The following is a 15,558-nucleotide window of genomic DNA, read 5'->3' as shown; positions in this document are numbered from 1 at the left end:
CGCACCCCGAATCTATCTGGTAAGTTCGCCCGCTTGCAGCCGCAGGGCCGGCAGGTGTCGGTGATGTTGCAATCCTGCGCAATGGATTAGAAGAGTGAGAGGCGGTCCATTCATGCCCACCCAAGCAAAGCAACAGAGCATCAGCGGCTTCCAACCCTACGTCGAGGCGAAGGGTGAGGAATACATGGGCAAGCCCATGCGCGAACACTTCTCCAAGATCCTGAAGCAGTGGAAACAGGACTTGATGCAAGAGGTTGACCGTACCGTTGACCATATGAAGGACGAAGCGGCCAACTTCCCGGACCCGGCAGACCGTGCCAGCCAGGAAGAAGAGTTCGCCCTTGAACTGCGCGCCCGTGATCGCGAGCGCAAGCTGATCAAGAAGATCGACAAGACCCTGCAACTCATCGAAGACGAAGAGTACGGCTGGTGCGAGTCCTGCGGCGTCGAGATCGGTATTCGCCGCCTGGAAGCGCGTCCTACCGCCGACCTGTGCGTGGACTGCAAGACCTTGGCTGAAATCAAGGAAAAACAGGTCGGCAAGTAATCACTGCCGGGCTGGACAAATGGGGCGTGCGAACGCCCCATTTTTGTTTCTGGCGTTTGCTGGTTTTCCAGTAATATCCGGCCCATGACAGCCTCCTCCTATATCGGGCGTTTCGCCCCCACGCCCAGCGGACACCTGCACTTCGGTTCCCTGGTCGCCGCCCTCGCCTCCTACCTCGACGCCCGTGCCAACCAAGGCCGCTGGCTGATGCGCATGGAAGACCTCGATCCGCCACGGGAAGAGCCCGGCGCCCAGGCCGCCATCCTGAATGCCCTGGAACGCTATGGTTTTGAATGGGACGGGGAGTTGGTCCGACAAAGCGAGCGGCACGATGCCTACGCCGAAGTGCTCAACCGCCTGTTCAATCACGGCCTGGCCTACGCCTGCACCTGCTCGCGCAAGCAACTGGAGCCCTATAACGGGATTTATCCGGGACTGTGCCGCAATGCCGGGCATGACCAGCAAGATGCCGCCATCCGCCTGCGAGTGCCGGAGTTGGAGTACCACTTTACCGACCGCGTACAAGGCGAATTCCGACAGCATCTGGGTCGCGACGTAGGCGACTTCATCATCCGCCGTCGCGACGGCCTGTATGCCTACCAACTGGCGGTAGTCCTCGATGATGCCTGGCAAGGTGTGACCGACATCGTGCGTGGCGCCGACCTGCTCGACTCCACGCCGCGCCAACTGTATCTGCAAGAGTTGCTGGGCCTGCGCCAACCGCGTTACCTGCATGTGCCGCTGATCATCCAGCCGGACGGTAACAAGCTGGGCAAATCCTACCGCTCACCGCCCTTGACCACTGACCAGGCCACGCCTTTGCTGTTAAGAGCACTGCGCGCCCTGGGCCAGCCGGCGGGCGACGAAATGCACCACGCCAGCCCACGGGAACTGCTGGATTGGGGCATTCAACACTGGGATGCCACACAGATCCCGCGCACACTCACGCTGGCCGAAGCGCAATTGCGCTGAAGGCGCTTGCAGCTTGCGAGCCATCCGTTACCATCGCCGCAGTTTTTCAATCAGAGGCCAACATGTACATCTATCGATTGGTCCTGCTGCTGGTCGTCGGGATCTACCTGTTTTCTCCCGCCATCATGGATTGGTGGATCGACGCCACAGGCGCCTGGTACCGGCCCTATCTGCTTTGGCTGATTCTGATCGTCGTGACTTTCATCCTGCAGAGCCAAAAAGATGCCGATGAGCTTTAGCCTGACCGAGATGCTGCTGATCAGCGCCGCCTACCTGGCCGCGTTGTTCGGGGTAGCCTGGATCAGTGAACGCGGGATGATTCCGCGGGCGATCATTCGCCATCCGTTGACCTACACCTTGTCATTGGGCGTGTACGCGAGTGCCTGGGCGTTTTATGGCACCGTGGGCCTGGCCTATCAGTACGGTTACGGCTTTCTGTCCAGTTATCTCGGGGTGTCCGGCGCGTTTTTGCTGGCGCCGGTGCTGTTGTATCCGATCCTGAAAATCACCCGCACCTATCAGTTGTCGTCCCTGGCCGACCTGTTTGCGTTCCGTTTTCGCAGTACCTGGGCCGGTGCACTGACCACGATTTTCATGCTGATCGGCGTGCTGCCGTTGCTGGCATTGCAGATCCAGGCCGTGGCCGACTCCATCAGCATCCTCACCCGCGAGCCGGTGCAACACCGCGTGGCATTGAGCTTCTGCGCGCTGATCACTCTGTTCACGATTTTCTTCGGCTCACGGCATATCGCCACCCGTGAGAAACATGAAGGACTGGTGTTTGCGATCGCGTTTGAATCGGTGATCAAGCTGATCGCCATCGGCGGTGTCGGTCTGTACGCGTTGTATGGCGTATTCGACGGCCCGCAACAGCTGGAACTGTGGCTGCTGCAAAACCAGACCGCCCTGGCCGCACTGCACACGCCGTTGCAGGAAGGCCCATGGCGCACGCTGCTTTTGGTGTTCTTCGCCTCGGCGATTGTGATGCCGCACATGTACCACATGACCTTCACCGAAAACCTCAACCCGCGCTCGCTGGTCAGCGCCAGCTGGGGCTTGCCGCTGTTCCTGCTGTTGATGAGCCTGGCGGTGCCGCTGATCCTGTGGGCCGGCCTGAAACTTGGCGCCACCACCAATCCCGAATACTTCACGCTGGGCGTGGGTATTGCAGCCAACAGCAAATCCCTCGCATTGCTGGCCTATGTCGGCGGATTATCGGCCTCCAGCGGGCTGATCATCGTCAGTACCCTGGCGCTGTCGGGGATGGCGCTGAATCACCTGGTGCTGCCGCTCTACCAGCCGCCGGCCGAAGGCAATATCTACCGCTGGCTGAAATGGACCCGCCGGGCCCTGATCGTCGCGATCATCATGGCCGGCTATGGCTTCTACCTGTTGCTGGGTGCAGAACAGGACCTGGCCAACCTGGGCATCGTTGCCTTCGTTGCCACCTTGCAGTTCCTGCCGGGCGTGCTGTCGGTGCTGTACTGGCCGACCGCCAACCGCCGAGGCTTTATCGCCGGTTTGCTCGCCGGGATCCTGGTATGGACCGTGACCATGCTGCTGCCGCTGGTGGGCAACCTGCAGGGCTTCTACATCCCGCTGCTGAACATGATCTACGTGCTGGATGACACCAGTTGGCACATGGCGGCAATTGCCTCGCTGGCGGCCAACGTGCTGATGTTCACCCTGATCTCGCTGTTCACCAACGCCAGCCCCGAAGAAACCAGCGCCGCCGAAGCCTGCGCAGTGGACAACGTCCGTCGCCCGCAACGCCGCGAACTGCACGCCGCCTCACCCCAGGAATTCGCCACGCAACTGGCCAAGCCGCTGGGCGCCAAGGCCGCACAAAAGGAAGTCGAGCAGGCCCTGCGCGATCTCTACCTGCCGTTCGACGAGCGCCGGCCTTATGCCCTGCGCCGCCTGCGGGACCGTATCGAAGCCAACCTTTCCGGCCTGATGGGTCCGAGCGTGTCCCAGGACATGGTCGAGACGTTCCTGCCCTACAAGGCCGGCGGCGAAAACTACGTGACCGAAGACATCCACTTCATCGAGAGCCGGCTGGAGGATTACCACTCCCGCCTCACCGGCCTTGCCGCCGAACTCGATGCCCTGCGCCGCTATCACCGCCAGACGTTGCAGGAACTGCCGATGGGCGTGTGCTCCCTGGCCAAGGATCAAGAGATCCTGATGTGGAACAAGGCCATGGAAGAGCTTACCGGCATCGCCGCCCAACGTGTGGTGGGCTCGCGCCTGAACACCATTGGCGACCCGTGGAAAGAATTGCTCCAGGGCTTCATCAACCTGCCCGACGAACACTTGCACAAACAGCACCTGGCGCTGGATGGCCAGACCCGCTGGCTCAACCTGCACAAGGCCGCCATCGACGAGCCACTGGCGCCCGGCAACAGCGGCCTGGTGCTGCTGGTGGAAGACCTGACCGAAACCCAGATGCTCGAAGACAAGCTGGTGCACTCCGAGCGCCTGGCCAGCATCGGGCGCCTGGCCGCGGGTGTGGCCCATGAAATCGGCAATCCGATCACCGGTATCGCCTGCCTCGCGCAAAACCTGCGGGAAGAGCGCGAAGAAGACGGCGAAATCATCGAAATCAGCGGGCAGATTCTCGAGCAGACCAAGCGTGTTTCGCGCATCGTGCAGTCGCTGATGAGCTTTGCCCACGCGGGCGCCCATCAGAATCACGACGAAGCGGTGTGCCTGGCCGAAGTGGCCCAGGATGCCATTGGGCTGCTGGCCTTGAACCGGCGCAATTTCGAAGTACAGTTCTTCAACCTGTGCGACCCGGAACACTGGGTCGACGGTGATTCACAACGCCTGGCCCAAGTGCTGATCAACCTGCTGTCCAACGCCCGCGACGCATCGCCGGCCGGCAGCGCAGTACGGGTCAAGAGCGAGGCTTTCGAGCACACGGTCGATCTGATCGTCGAGGACGAAGGCAGCGGCATTCCACAGAACATCATGGATCGATTGTTCGAACCCTTCTTCACCACCAAGGATCCGGGTGAAGGTACCGGTCTGGGCCTTGCACTGGTCTATTCCATCGTTGAAGAGCATTATGGACAAATCACCATCGACAGCCCGGCTGACACCGAAAGCCAACGCGGCACCCGTATTCGGGTGACCTTGCCGCGTCATGTCGAAGCGACGTCCGCTGTGAACTGAGACCGTCGAGAGAGTTGAATCAATGCCGCACATTTTGATCGTCGAAGACGAAACCATTATCCGCTCTGCCTTGCGTCGCCTGCTTGAACGTAATCAGTACCAGGTCAGCGAAGCCGGCTCGGTGCAGGAAGCCCAAGAGCGTTTCAGCATTCCCACGTTCGACCTGATCGTCAGTGACCTGCGTTTGCCAGGCGCCCCCGGCACCGAGCTGATCAAGCTCGGCCAAGGCACTCCGGTGCTGATCATGACCAGCTACGCCAGCCTGCGCTCGGCCGTGGACTCCATGAAGATGGGCGCGGTGGACTACATCGCCAAGCCCTTCGACCACGACGAAATGCTCCAGGCCGTAGCGCGCATCCTGCGTGACCGTCAATCGGCCAGCAGCGCACCGGCTGAACGCCCGGCAGCGGGCAAGGCCGCCAATGGTTCTGAAAAACCCGGTATTGATAACAGTAACGGCGAAATCGGCATCATCGGCTCCTGCCCACCCATGCAGGACCTGTACAGCAAGATCCGCAAAGTAGCGCCAACCGACTCCAATGTACTGATCCAGGGCGAGTCCGGTACCGGTAAAGAACTGGTGGCCCGTGCCCTGCACAACCTGTCCAAGCGCGCCAAGGCACCGATGATCTCGGTGAACTGCGCGGCGATCCCCGAATCCCTGATCGAATCCGAATTGTTCGGCCATGAAAAAGGCGCCTTTACCGGCGCCAGCGCTGGCCGTGCGGGTTTGGTTGAGGCCGCCGACGGCGGCACGCTGTTCCTCGACGAGATTGGCGAACTGCCGCTGGAAGCCCAGGCACGCTTGCTGCGGGTACTCCAGGAAGGCGAAATACGTCGCGTCGGTTCGGTACAGTCGCAAAAGGTCGACGTACGACTGATTGCGGCCACTCACCGTGACCTGAAGAGCCTGGCCAAGATTGGCCAGTTCCGTGAAGACCTTTATTACCGCCTGCACGTGATCGCACTCAAACTGCCGGCCCTGCGTGAGCGCGGCGCCGACGTCAACGAAATCGCCACGGCCTTCCTGGCGCGCCAGAGTGCGCGCATCAACCGTACCGACCTGAAGTTTGCTGCCGATGCCGAGCAGGCGATTCGTCACTACTCCTGGCCGGGTAACGTGCGGGAGCTGGAAAACGCGGTAGAGCGTGCGGTGATTCTGTCGGAGAGCCCGGAAATTTCCGCCGAGCTGCTGGGGATCGATATCGAGCTCAGCGACCTGGATGATGATGACTTCATCGGTTTGCCACCGCAGCAGGGTGGCGGCAGTAACAACAGTCACGAGCCGACGGAAGATTTGTCACTGGAAGATTACTTCCAGCATTTCGTGCTGGAGCACCAGGACCACATGACCGAGACCGAACTGGCGCGCAAACTGGGCGTCAGCCGTAAGTGCCTGTGGGAACGGCGCCAGCGCCTGGGTATCCCGCGGCGCAAGACCGGGGTTGCCAGCGAAAGCTGAGTGGGTTGCCCCCACAGGTAACACCCTCAGATGTGAAAAAACTGTTACCGCTGATTTTTCACGTAACAAAAGCCGGGGCTTACGGTAACGAAGCCCCGGCTTTTTTTCGCCTTCAACAAACCCGAAAACGCCCCGAACCCCTTATTTTGCTGGGCCTCGCAAAAGTTGGCACGCACCCTGCTATATGCTTAGTACAAAAACAATAACAAGCAAATGTACAAGACAATAAAAATAAGACGAATCGACTCACGCATAACAAAAACAACACGGCGGAGGCGCAGCTAACTGATTCTTTTGGAGAGGCGTTGCATTTGGGGCTTGCCCCGCAACCAGGCCGAGAACAACAAAAACTGCCCTAAGGCAGAGCCTGAACTGGTTGGATCGTAGATCAGCAACACAGCGACCAAAGCAATCCGTTTGCTCTTGGCTCCCGATTGGGAGTGTCATGAAGGTGAAGCTTCATGGCGAGGGCGATCAACAAAAACAAGAAGCCCGAAACCAATAATAAAAATAGAGCACGCAACTACTTCTGGGGGAGCTTCGGCTCCCCTTGTAGTTTCCGCGATTTGGCACCTGCCACCCTTCTTTTAAGCTTCTGGCTCAAGCCTTGCAGCTAGTTCCTACACCATCCCCTGACTAAATGCTAGAATCCCGGCCCATCATGCGGTCATTCTTCGTTATGGCCGAACATTCCTTCAAACAGTGCATCCCATGCTGAAGAAGTTGTTCCAGTCATTCCGTTCTCCCTTGCGTCGTACGCAACACAAACGCAGCACGCCTGAAGTGCTCAATAGCAGCCAGCATTCGCTGCAACGCGCCCAGTTCAGCCGTTATGCGGTGAACATCGTCGAACGTTTGCAGAACGCCGGCTACCAGGCCTACCTGGTTGGCGGTTGCGTGCGCGACATGTTGCTCAATATCACTCCCAAGGATTTCGACGTCGCCACCAGCGCCACGCCGGAACAAGTGCGTGCCGAATTCCGCAATGCGCGGATCATCGGCCGGCGCTTCAAGTTGGTGCACATCCACTTTGGTCGCGAGATCATCGAGGTCGCGACCTTCCGCGCCAACCATCCGCAAAACGATGAAGAAGAAGACACTAACCAGTCTTCCCGCAACGAAAGCGGGCGCATCCTGCGGGACAACGTCTACGGCACCCTGGAAGAAGACGCGCAACGCCGCGACTTCACCATCAATGCCCTGTATTACGACCCGGTCAGCGAGCGCATTCTCGATTACGCCAATGGCGTACACGACATCCGCAACAACCTGCTGCGCCTGATCGGCGACCCGACGCAACGCTACCAGGAAGACCCGGTGCGCATGCTGCGGGCCGTGCGTTTCGCCGCCAAGCTGAACTTCGGCATCGAGAAGCACACGGCCGCGCCGATTCGTGACCTGGCACCGATGCTGCGGGAAATTCCCTCGGCCCGGCTGTTCGAAGAGGTGCTCAAGCTGTTCCTCTCCGGCTATGCTGCCGACACCTTCGAAATGCTGGTAGACCTGCAGTTGTTCGACCCACTGTTCCCGGCCAGCGCCGAAGCACTGGAGTACAACCCGACCTACACCCACACGCTGATCAGCGAAGCCCTGATCAACACCGACCTGCGTATCAAGCAGAACAAACCGGTAACCCCGGCGTTCCTGTTTGCCGCCCTGTTGTGGCCAGCGCTTCCAAAACGCGTCATGCGCTTGCAAGACCGTGGCATGCCGGCAATTCCGGCCATGCAGGAAGCCGCTCACGAGCTGATCGCCGAGCAATGCCAGCGCATCGCCATCCCGAAACGCTTCACCATGCCGATCCGCGAGATCTGGGACATGCAGGAGCGCCTGCCACGCCGCAGCGGCAAACGCGCCGACCTGCTGCTGGACAACCCGCGCTTCCGTGCCGGCTATGACTTCCTGCTGCTGCGCGAAAGCGCCGGCGAGCAGACCGACGGCCTGGGCGAATGGTGGACCGACTACCAGGACGCCAACGACAGCCAGCGCCGCGAGATGATCAAAGAGCTCAGCAGCAAAGGCGAAGCCACCGGCGATGGTCCGAAAAAACGTCGCCGCAGCAGTGGCAGCAAGCGCAAACGCAGCGCTGGCGATTCATCGAGCGCGTCGGGCGAGTAAGCACGTGGAACGTATCTACGTCGGCATGGGCAGCAACCTGGCTGCCCCTGAGCAACAATTGCGCGACGCCATCGAGGCCCTCGCGCAATTGCCGGATACCACGCTGGCGGGCGTCTCCGCCTTCTATCAAAGTGATTCCCTGCTCCCGGGCCAGCCGCGCTATACCAATGCGGTCGCGGCCCTGGACAGCGCCCTGGCACCACTGGAACTGCTCGATGCGCTGCAAGCCATCGAGAATGACCAGGGCCGCGAGCGTCTTGAGCGTTGGGGCCCGCGCACCCTGGACCTGGATATCCTGGTGTTTGGCGACCGGCTGATCGACGAGCCACGCCTGAAGGTGCCGCACTATCAAATGCACCTGCGGGCGTTCGTGCTTTACCCGTTGGCAGAACTGGCCCCGGTCAGCCTGCAACTGGCCGATGGCCGCCTGCTCGGCGACCTGCTGGATGCCTGCCCGTTTGTCGGCCTGGAACGCGTGGCGCCTGCTGAATCGCATCAGTAACAGCGGTAACACCACCGCCGTAACAATGCGGTAACACATCCAATTGACTTCCAGAGTCCTCCTCACGACTATAGGCGTCCCGCTGCCGCCTACCCGGCGCTAAAGGGCGCAATCCAGGCCTTATAAGCACTGATCCTTAAGAAAGTGCGCCTGTATAAACGAAGACTCACGCGCGTTACTCGCTGTTTCCAAGCGCCTGAATGAGGACCCTTTTCATGCCAAACGTTACCCTGAGCACCTTGCAGAGCCTCAAGCTCAAAGGTGAAAAGATCACCATGCTGACCTGCTACGACGCCACTTTTGCCCAGGCCAGCAGCCAGGCAGGAGTTGAAGTGTTGCTGGTGGGGGACTCCCTGGGCATGGTTCTACAAGGGAATGACAGCACCCTGCCCGTCACCAACGATGAAATCGCTTACCACACGGCCTGCGTCAAGCGCGGCAACGAAGGCGCCTTCATCATTGCCGACCTGCCCTTCATGGCCGATGCCACCATCGAACAGACACTGACCAACAGTGCTCAACTGATGCGTTCCGGTGCACACATGATCAAGGTTGAAGGTGCCGCCTGGCTCGCCGAGTCGATTCGTTTGCTGGCTGAACGCGGCGTGCCGGTTTGCGCGCACATGGGCCTGACGCCACAGTCGGTGAATATCCTCGGCGGCTACAAGGTACAAGGCCGCGGCGAAGCCCAGGCGCGCCAGATGCGGGCCGATGCCATCGCCCTTGAACAGGCCGGGGCGTGCATGATTCTGCTCGAATGCGTGCCAAGCGAGCTGGCAGCGGAAATCACCCAGGCCGTTAAAGTACCGGTGATCGGTATCGGCGCCGGTTCTGCCACAGACGGCCAGGTATTGGTACTGCATGACATGCTGGGCCTGTCCCTTACCGGCCGCGTGCCCAAGTTCGTGAAGAACTTCATGGCGGGCCAGGACAGTATCCAATCAGCCCTCGCCGCCTATGTCAGCGAAGTCAAAGCCGTCACCTTCCCGGGCGCCGAACACGGATTCTCCGCATGAACACCGTCAAGACCGTGCGCGAACTGCGTGCCGCCGTCACCCATGCCCGCAGCGCGGGCAAACGCATCGGCTTCGTGCCCACCATGGGCAACCTGCACAGCGGCCATGCCACGCTGGTCACCAAGGCTGCGCAACAAGCCGACTTCGTGGTGGCGAGCATTTTCGTCAACCCGCTGCAATTCGGCGCCGGCGAAGACCTGGACAAATACCCGCGCACCCTGGCGGCCGACCAGGAAAAGCTGCTTCAAGCCGGTTGCAACCTGTTGTTCGCCCCGACCGTCGAGGAGATGTACCCCGACGGCATGGCCGGCCAGACACGCGTCAGCGTGCCGCAACTGTCCGAAGGCCTGTGCGGCGCCAGCCGGCCCGGGCATTTTGAAGGCGTGGCCACGGTAGTCAGCAAGCTGTTCAACATGGTCCAGCCGGACCTGGCGATCTTTGGCCAGAAGGACTACCAGCAACTGGCGGTGATTCGCGCCATGGTCCATGACCTGAACATGCCGATCCAGATTATCGGCGAGCCGACCGTGCGGGCCGACGACGGCCTCGCGCTGTCGTCGCGCAATGGTTACCTCACCGACGAGCAGCGCGCGATCGCACCGGTGCTGTACCGCAGCCTCAGCCAGATCGCCGCCGCCATTGAAGCGGGCGATCGCGACTTCGCCAAACTGCGCGCCGCACAGGTCCAGCAGATCGAAGCGGCAGGTTTTCGCATGGACTACCTGGAGGTTCGCCAGGGCCTGCACCTGCGTCCGGCCACCGCCGAAGACAAGGACCTGGTGATCCTGGTCGCCGCCTACCTGGGCGCCACCCGGCTGATCGACAACCTGCATCTGCACCTGAACTGACCCCGCCGCACACCCCGCCTGTTGCACTGCCTGATCGGCCGGTATAAAAAAGTACCGGCCACAGCGCAGACAAAGCCAAGACAGATCGACACGCTAGGTTTAATGTATTCGCCCTACGCTCTTCGTTGGCGTTGACCGGAGCCTGTCATCTTCACAAAGACAGGACATTCCCGGCTTTCAAGTGTCCTAAAAGCAGTCCCAGCAATAAAAAGGAAACCCGCAGCGATGGCGTACTACCGCACTCCTCATGACGTTACCGCTCTGCCCGCCTGGCAAGCGCTCAATCAACATCGCCAAGCCATGCAGGATTTCAGCATGCGCGAAGCCTTTAATGCCGATCCCCAGCGCTTTACCCAGTTCACCTTGAGCAGCTGCGGACTTTTCCTCGATTACTCGAAAAACCTGATCACCAGCGAAACCCGCGACCTGCTGGTAGGCCTGGCCAAGGAAGTCGACCTTCAGGGCGCGATCAAGTCGCTGTTCAACGGCGAGCCGGTCAACTCTTCCGAAGGTCGCCCGGCGCTGCACACCGCGCTGCGCCGCCCGGTGGGTGACAAACTGTCGGTCAACGGCGTGAACATCATGCCGGACGTGCACAAGGTGCTGAACCAGATCACTGACCTGGTCGGCCGCATCCACGACGGCCTGTGGCGTGGCTACACCGAGAAGCCGATCACCGACGTGGTGAACATCGGTATCGGTGGCTCGTTCCTCGGCCCGGAGCTGGTGTCTGAAGCGCTGTTGTCCTACGCCCACAAAGGCGTGCGCTGCCATTACCTGGCAAACATCGACGGCAGCGAGTTCCACGAGCTGACCATGAAGCTGCGCGCCGAGACCACGCTGTTCATCGTCTCGTCAAAATCCTTCAACACCCTCGAAACCCTGAAAAACGCCCAGGCCGCCCGCGCCTGGTACCTGGCCCAGGGTGGCTCGGAAGCCGAGCTGTATCGCCACTTCATCGCCGTATCGAGCAACAACGCGGCCGCCGTGGCGTTCGGTATCCGCGAAGAGAACATTTTCCCGATGTGGGACTGGGTGGGCGGTCGTTACTCGCTGTGGTCGGCCATCGGCCTGCCCATCGCGCTGGCCATCGGCATGTCCAACTTCAAGGAACTGCTGTCCGGCGCCTACACCATGGACCAGCATTTCCAGACCGCTCCATTCGAGGCGAACATGCCGGTGCTGCTCGGCCTGCTGGGCGTGTGGTACGGCAACTTCTGGGGCGCGCAGAGCCACGCAATCCTGCCGTACGATCACTACCTGCGTAACATCACCAAGCACCTGCAACAGCTGGATATGGAATCCAACGGCAAGAGCGTGCGCCAGGACGGTACGCCGGTTTCCACCGACACCGGCCCGGTTATCTGGGGCGGCGTAGGCTGCAACGGCCAGCATGCTTACCACCAGCTGCTGCACCAGGGCACCCAACTGATCCCGGCCGACTTCATCGTGCCGATCGTCAGCTTCAACCCGGTTTCCGACCACCATCAGTGGCTGTACGCCAACTGCCTGTCCCAGAGCCAGGCCCTGATGCTCGGCAAGACCCGCGCCGAGGCTGAAGCCGAGCTGCGCGACAAGGGCATGGACGAAGCCGAAGTGCAGAAGCTGGCACCACACAAGGTGATCCCGGGCAACCGTCCGAGCAACACCATTGTGGTTGAACGCATCAGCCCTCGCCGTCTTGGCGCACTGGTGGCGATGTATGAACACAAAGTGTTCGTGCAAAGCGTCATCTGGGGCATCAACGCGTTCGACCAGTGGGGCGTGGAGCTGGGCAAGGAGCTGGGCAAAGGCGTCTACAACCGCCTGACCGGCACCGAAGAACAGCCTGCGGACGATGCGTCCACCCAGGGGTTGATCAACTACTTCCGCGGCCGTCACCGCGGTTGATGGTATCGGCACTACAATGAGGGTCTGAACCTGCGGGAGCGGACCCTTGTAGGTGCTGGCTTGCCGGCGATGCAAACACCTCGGTGAAACTCAATACCGAGGTGATGCAATCGCTGGCAAGCCAGCTCCTACGAGGGTCGCAAAGCTCCCCTCTTGTCGCAAAAAACAAGAATAAGGATCCCTCATGTTCGATATCAGCACGTTCCCCACCGCCGATGCCGTCCGCCGGGCTGCGCAACTCAGTCAAGCGGACTACCAGCGCCTCTACCGCCAATCCGTCGAGCAACCCGATACGTTCTGGGCCGAACAGGCCAAGCGTTTTCTCGACTGGAGCACGCCTTGGCAGACCGTCCAGAAATCCGACATCAAGACCGGCGCCGCCCAATGGTTTGCCGGAGGCCAACTGAACGTCAGTTACAACTGCATCGACCGTCACCTCGCGCAACGCGCTGATCAGCCGGCCTTCATCTGGGAGGGCGATGATCCTGCGACGTCTTCCAAAATTACCTACCGCCAGCTCCACCAAAACGTCAGCCGCCTGGCCAACGTGCTGAAAAGCCGTGGCGTGAAGAAAGGCGACCGGGTGTGCATCTACATGCCGATGATTCCCGAGGCGGCCTACGCGATGCTCGCCTGTACGCGGATCGGCGCGGTGCATTCGGTGGTGTTTGGCGGATTCTCGCCGGACGCCCTGCGCGACCGCATTCTCGACGCCGATTGCCACACGGTGATCACCGCCGATGAAGGCGTGCGCGGCGGCAAGCCGGTGGCGCTGAAACAGAATGTCGACAAGGCCCTGGCCAGTTGCCCGGGTGTCAGCACGGTACTGGTGGTGCAGCGCACTGGCGCGGCAGTCAATTGGACTGAAGGGCGCGACCTCAAGTATCAACAGGCCCTGGATGCAGCCAGCGACGACTGCCCGCCCGAGCCGATGGATGCGGAAGACCCGCTGTTTATCCTCTACACCTCCGGCAGCACCGGCAAACCCAAAGGTGTGTTGCACACCACCGGCGGTTACCTGCTGCAGGCTGCGATGACCTTCAAGTACGTGCTCGATTACCGCGAAGGCGAAGTGTTCTGGTGCACCGCCGATGTCGGCTGGGTCACCGGCCACAGCTATATCGTGTACGGGCCACTGGCCAATGGTGCGACCTCGCTGATGTTCGAAGGCGTGCCGAGCTACCCGGACAGCTCGCGGTTCTGGCAGGTGATCGACAAACACAAGGTCAACATCTTCTACACCGCGCCGACCGCGTTACGCGCGCTGATGCGGGAAGGCCACGGGCCACTGGAAAACACTTCCCGCGCCAGCCTGCGCCTGCTGGGCAGTGTCGGCGAGCCAATCAACCCGGAGGCCTGGGACTGGTACTTCAACGCGGTCGGCGAACAACGCTGCCCGATTGTCGACACCTGGTGGCAGACCGAAACCGGCGGCATCATGCTCAGCCCGCTGGTCAGCGCCCAGCGGATCAAGCCTGGCTGCGCCACCCAGCCGATGTTTGGCGTGGTGCCGGTGCTGCTCGATGAGCAAGGCAAGGAAATCAGTGGCGCCGGCAGCGGCGTGCTGGCGATCAAATCCAGCTGGCCGGGGCAGATCCGCAGCGTGTACGGCGACCCTCAGCGGATGATCGCCACCTATTTCAAACCCTACCCCGGCTACTACTTTACCGGCGACGGCGCGCGGCGCGACGAGGACGGTGACTACTGGATCACCGGCCGCATCGACGACGTGATCAACGTTTCCGGGCACCGCATCGGCACCGCCGAAGTCGAAAGCGCCCTGGTGCTGCATGATCAGGTCGCAGAAGCCGCGGTGGTCGGTTATCCACACGACGTAAAAGGCCAGGGCATCTATGCCTTCGTCACGCCCATGAATGGCGTCGAGCCCGACGACGCGCTGAAAAAACACCTGCTGGACCTGGTCAGCAAGGAAATCGGCAGCTTCGCCAAGCCCGAGCTGATTCAATGGGCACCGGCCTTGCCGAAAACCCGCTCAGGCAAGATCATGCGGCGGATCCTGCGCAAGATTGCCTGCAACGAGCTGGACAGTTTGGGAGATACATCCACACTGGCCGACCCGAGCGTGGTGGACGGCCTGATCGACAAGCGCCTCAACCGCTAGGAACCCATGGAATTCATTCGCAGCCGCATCGAAAACCAGCTGATGAGCCTGACCGGCTTGTCGCTGGGCCAACTCGACCTGGAGAACCCCAAGGGCGATCCGGGTCTCTTTGGGCCGAACTCGGTGAGCTGGAAGGTCCATGGCGACTTCAGCAGCATGTTGATCGGCGGCATCAGCGCGTTGATGTTGCAGGCATTGCACCCGCTGGCGTTGGCCGGCGTGTGGGACCACTCGAACTTTCGGCAGGACATGCTGGGGCGGTTACGACGCACCTCGCAGTTCATTTCCGGCACCACGTTTGGTTCGCGGCGTGACGCCGAATGGCTGATCGAGAAAGTGCGCACCATTCACCTGCAAGTGGTCGGCCATGCACCGGACGGCCGACCGTATGCCGCCAGTGATCCCGAGTTGCTGACCTGGGTGCATGTGGCGGAGGTCAGCAACTTTCTCGCGGCCCACCTGCGTTATCGCAACCCGGATTTATCTGCGAGGGATCAAGACCGGTACTACAGCGAAATCGCCCTGGTGGCCGAGCAATTGGGCGCGCGCCATGTGCCGCGTTCGCGCCAGGAAATTTCCGATTACCTTGAGCGTATTCGTCCGCAACTGCTGTGTGACCAGCGCAGCCACGAAGTCCTGCGCCTGCTGCTCAATGCGCCGTCTCCGAGCACCCTGGCCAAGCCGTTTGGCTCGCTGATGATGCAGGCCGGTATCGACCTGCTGCCGGACTGGGCCAGCGACATGCTCGGGCAGAAGCAAAGCCCGATCCAGCGCCAGATGATTCGTGCCGGGGTCAGGCGCAGCGCGCCGTTGTTGCGCTGGGCCATGCGCAATGGTTCGGTGCAGCGGGCCCACAGGCGAATGGGCCTGCTGGAGCCATAACTGTTAAACTCCCGCGCCCCAA

12 protein-coding genes are annotated in these 15,558 nt (G+C 61.0%); all 12 read left to right on the top strand.

The genetic code is table 11. From position 1 onward, the window contains the following. The first annotated feature begins 112 nt into the window (after window positions 1–112). Entirely contained in the window at window positions 113–547 is a 435-nt protein-coding gene (gene dksA / locus QF039_RS33555) for an RNA polymerase-binding protein DksA (protein WP_003212154.1), read from the top strand. A gap of 84 nt (window positions 548–631) precedes the next feature. Continuing rightward, window positions 632–1,519: a tRNA glutamyl-Q(34) synthetase GluQRS gene (gene gluQRS / locus QF039_RS33550; RefSeq protein ID WP_008436880.1), complete on the top strand. Its 888-nt coding sequence runs from the start codon at window positions 632–634 to the stop codon at window positions 1,517–1,519. 62 nt (window positions 1,520–1,581) lie between these two features. Next, window positions 1,582–1,758: a hypothetical protein gene (locus QF039_RS33545; protein WP_003176118.1), complete on the top strand. Its 177-nt coding sequence runs from the start codon at window positions 1,582–1,584 to the stop codon at window positions 1,756–1,758. Next, window positions 1,742–4,696 (top strand): sensor histidine kinase, encoded by a 2,955-nt coding sequence (locus tag QF039_RS33540; protein WP_023659379.1) that lies wholly within the window; start codon window positions 1,742–1,744, stop codon window positions 4,694–4,696. Before QF039_RS33545 ends, QF039_RS33540 begins: the two co-directional genes overlap by 17 nt. A 22-nt stretch (window positions 4,697–4,718) precedes the next feature. Further along, the gene (locus QF039_RS33535) at window positions 4,719–6,158 is read left to right on the top strand and encodes a sigma-54 dependent transcriptional regulator (RefSeq protein ID WP_003212159.1); all 1,440 of its coding nucleotides are present in this window, start codon (window positions 4,719–4,721) and stop codon (window positions 6,156–6,158) included. 711 nt (window positions 6,159–6,869) lie between these two features. Continuing rightward, entirely contained in the window at window positions 6,870–8,276 is a 1,407-nt protein-coding gene (locus tag QF039_RS33530; RefSeq protein WP_003212161.1) for a polynucleotide adenylyltransferase PcnB, read from the top strand. A gap of 4 nt (window positions 8,277–8,280) precedes the next feature. Further along, window positions 8,281–8,778, top strand: coding sequence for a 2-amino-4-hydroxy-6-hydroxymethyldihydropteridine diphosphokinase (gene folK, locus QF039_RS33525; RefSeq protein ID WP_307522845.1), 498 nt, complete (start codon window positions 8,281–8,283; stop codon window positions 8,776–8,778). A 215-nt stretch (window positions 8,779–8,993) separates the two neighbouring features. Next, window positions 8,994–9,794: a 3-methyl-2-oxobutanoate hydroxymethyltransferase gene (gene panB, locus QF039_RS33520; RefSeq protein WP_307522843.1), complete on the top strand. Its 801-nt coding sequence runs from the start codon at window positions 8,994–8,996 to the stop codon at window positions 9,792–9,794. Next, a complete protein-coding gene (gene panC / locus QF039_RS33515; protein WP_003212166.1) occupies window positions 9,791–10,642 on the top strand; it encodes a pantoate--beta-alanine ligase in 852 nt (283 codons plus the stop codon). The genes panB and panC overlap by 4 nt, the downstream gene beginning before the upstream one ends. A 225-nt stretch (window positions 10,643–10,867) precedes the next feature. Then, complete coding sequence (gene pgi / locus QF039_RS33510) at window positions 10,868–12,532, top strand: glucose-6-phosphate isomerase (protein ID WP_003212168.1); 1,665 nt, start codon at window positions 10,868–10,870, stop codon at window positions 12,530–12,532. 184 nt (window positions 12,533–12,716) lie between these two features. Beyond that, window positions 12,717–14,654, top strand: a complete 1,938-nt coding sequence (gene acs, locus QF039_RS33505; RefSeq protein WP_307522840.1) for an acetate--CoA ligase — start codon at window positions 12,717–12,719, stop codon at window positions 14,652–14,654. A 6-nt stretch (window positions 14,655–14,660) separates the two neighbouring features. Then, on the top strand, window positions 14,661–15,536 hold the full coding sequence (locus QF039_RS33500; RefSeq protein WP_102604509.1) for an oxygenase MpaB family protein: 876 nt from the start codon (window positions 14,661–14,663) through the stop codon (window positions 15,534–15,536). Window positions 15,537–15,558 lie beyond the last annotated feature (22 nt).

It is taken from the genome of Pseudomonas sp. W2I6 (genome assembly GCF_030815935.1).
In the GTDB taxonomy this organism is placed as follows: Bacteria; Pseudomonadota; Gammaproteobacteria; order Pseudomonadales; family Pseudomonadaceae; genus Aquipseudomonas.
Note: the sequence above shows the minus strand (reverse complement) of the source record. Positions and strands in the feature narration are given on the sequence as shown.

Excerpts from the sequence above, each read along its gene's own strand:
- dksA (WP_003212154.1), top strand. The coding sequence starts at position 113 with ATGCCCACCCAAGCAAAGCAACAGAGCATCAGCGGCTTCCAACCCTAC.
- gluQRS (WP_008436880.1), top strand. The coding sequence starts at position 632 with ATGACAGCCTCCTCCTATATCGGGCGTTTCGCCCCCACGCCCAGCGGA.
- QF039_RS33545 (WP_003176118.1), top strand. The coding sequence starts at position 1,582 with ATGTACATCTATCGATTGGTCCTGCTGCTGGTCGTCGGGATCTACCTG.
- QF039_RS33540 (WP_023659379.1), top strand. The coding sequence starts at position 1,742 with ATGCCGATGAGCTTTAGCCTGACCGAGATGCTGCTGATCAGCGCCGCC.
- QF039_RS33535 (WP_003212159.1), top strand. The coding sequence starts at position 4,719 with ATGCCGCACATTTTGATCGTCGAAGACGAAACCATTATCCGCTCTGCC.
- QF039_RS33530 (WP_003212161.1), top strand. The coding sequence starts at position 6,870 with ATGCTGAAGAAGTTGTTCCAGTCATTCCGTTCTCCCTTGCGTCGTACG.
- panB (WP_307522843.1), top strand. The coding sequence starts at position 8,994 with ATGCCAAACGTTACCCTGAGCACCTTGCAGAGCCTCAAGCTCAAAGGT.
- panC (WP_003212166.1), top strand. The coding sequence starts at position 9,791 with ATGAACACCGTCAAGACCGTGCGCGAACTGCGTGCCGCCGTCACCCAT.
- pgi (WP_003212168.1), top strand. The coding sequence starts at position 10,868 with ATGGCGTACTACCGCACTCCTCATGACGTTACCGCTCTGCCCGCCTGG.
- acs (WP_307522840.1), top strand. The coding sequence starts at position 12,717 with ATGTTCGATATCAGCACGTTCCCCACCGCCGATGCCGTCCGCCGGGCT.
- QF039_RS33500 (WP_102604509.1), top strand. The coding sequence starts at position 14,661 with ATGGAATTCATTCGCAGCCGCATCGAAAACCAGCTGATGAGCCTGACC.